The following is a 2085-nucleotide window of genomic DNA, read 5'->3' as shown; positions in this document are numbered from 1 at the left end:
CACATCGTTCATCCTTCTTGGAACTATTTTAGCTAAAGCTGATTGAATCGCGGGTGTGGGTCAGTTCATGCGTTTGAGGTTCGTCAAGCCGATGGAGCCGGAGCTTGTCGACGACCCGCCAGAGGGTGACGACTGGATTCACGAGATAAAGTTCGACGGCTACCGCACGCAGATCATCAAGGACGAAGACGGCATCCGCGTGCTGACGAGGAGAGGGTACGACTGGACTGCACGCTACCGGATCCTTGCCGACCAGGCCGACGCGATTGAAGCCGACGACTTCATCATTGAGGGTGAAGCCATCGTGGTTGATGAGGCTGGACGCTCCGATTTCCATGCGCTGCAGTCGGCGGTCAGCAGCCGCGAGACCTATCAGGACTATTTTCTCGTCGCCTTCGATTTGCTGCACCTAAACGGACATGACCTGCGCAGCATGCCGCTCGAGGACCGGCGCGAGATCCTGCAGGGAATGATCGAGGCCGGCGGCCGCATCCAATTCAGCGAGGCGATGCCCGGCACGGGTGACGCCGTTTACTACGTCGCGGACCAGACTGGACAGGAAGGCATCGTCTCGAAGCGCCGGGACAGTCTCTATCGCAGCGGCCCGACGATGAACTGGCGAAAGATTAAGTGCTATGATGAAAAGGAGATGGACATCATCGGCGTCCAGCGTGACCCGGGTCAGGCAGCAAGGGTTCTGATGGCCGACAAGGGCCGCTATGTCGGCACCGCCAACGTCAAGTTCGACAAACGCAAGCGGCTATGGGACCGCGTGCAGGGCAAAATCGGCGGACCGGTGCCGAAAGGCCTGAAGAGAGACAAGGCGGAATGGCTGAACCCGGGTCTTGTCGGCCGCGTGGAGTTCCTGAAAGGTGAGGAGCAACTACGCCACGCGAAGCTACTCGATTACCGGGAGGAGGAATAATGGCGGTTGCCAAGAAGGATCAGGAGCGCATCACCTATGCCTGGACGTATGGCGCTCAGGCACGCAAGAACGGCACGGAGCGCTCAGTGCCGGAGTATTGGGACGAGCACGCCGACGCTTGGCTGCAGGGTTTTGATGACCTTCCTTTGGCCGACGCCGGCAAGGTGAAGCCTGTCAGCGATCAGATGGAAGCGGAAGTTGCTGTTACACGAACAGCAATGCTGACTCGCCGTTCTACGTTGACCGCTAGGCGTAGTGCCCCGCATCCTCGACGCCGCGGCGCGTCCTGCGCGACAAGCGAGCAAGACCTCGATATTGTCTGTTCATGTCAAGGTTCAAAAGAATTTCTCTGGACTGCCCTCGTCCTTCGTCAGCATCTTTCCTCTTGCTCCTCAGTTTAGCTATGCTGCTCTTAGTCGGAAAAACGTTCAAAATAAATGGGCGACCAGCATCGTCACTTTCGAAGTTGACTCCGATACCATGTCTTCCACTACGGGCGCCAGAACGCCTTCCGGTCCCCCTCCGCAAGCAGTCAGCATGAGGAGCCACCAGACACTGGCCGTCATCGTGGCCTGCCTGACACCCGGGGGTGCTGCTGCCGCTGAGGCAGATCCGACACTGCGTCCTCCGGTTACGCCGCTGATCACTCGCGTCAGGAAATCCCACGCGACCAAGCCAGCATCGCTATTTCACCTCTACACACCGAGCCTTGGCTCGCTGATGATATTGGCAACCGAAATCTAGTTGATATCCGCAAATTTCGGACCCGCCCACTTGCGACGCGTCTGGGATGGCGTTGCTCCATACATGCGCCGGTAATAATGTGCGAACCGCCCGAGGTCGGAGAAGCCAGCCGCGAGACTGCGCTGGTCACGCTGACCGAGTGTTGGATGACGTTCAAAGGACGCTCTCTGAATGGCCAACATCAGGGGCCTTCCGGTTCGGCAGCATTGGGGACGAAACTTGCCCTTCCGGTTTCGGAACGAAGTTGTCGACAAGCAGCCCTTCAGCCTTTGACGGCGTTCGTCGCTGTTGATGCTACCTGCTCTGTCTGACTGTCGGCAGCGATGCGCGAACTAGAGCGGGATGAATTTAGGTTGGGCATAGCCTGCCTCTGTGAAGTAATTTCGGCATTCGGTTGACGTGACGGTGCCGAGGAT

Annotated in this window: 2 protein-coding genes; both read left to right on the top strand. The window is 58.3% G+C overall.

All coding sequences use genetic code 11. The features are described from left to right. The first annotated feature begins 67 nt into the window (after positions 1-67). Entirely contained in the window at positions 68-925 is an 858-nt protein-coding gene (locus NKH52_RS35245; RefSeq protein WP_352736876.1) for an ATP-dependent DNA ligase, read from the top strand. Then, positions 925-1326: a hypothetical protein gene (locus NKH52_RS35240; RefSeq protein WP_352736874.1), complete on the top strand. Its 402-nt coding sequence runs from the start codon at positions 925-927 to the stop codon at positions 1324-1326. The genes NKH52_RS35245 and NKH52_RS35240 overlap by 1 nt, the downstream gene beginning before the upstream one ends. Positions 1327-2085 lie beyond the last annotated feature (759 nt).

The organism is Mesorhizobium sp. M1066, from assembly GCF_040318635.1.
Classification (GTDB): Bacteria; Pseudomonadota; Alphaproteobacteria; order Rhizobiales; family Rhizobiaceae; genus Mesorhizobium.
The sequence above is the reverse complement of the archived record's forward strand: the minus strand, read 5'-3'. Positions and strand labels throughout refer to the sequence as shown.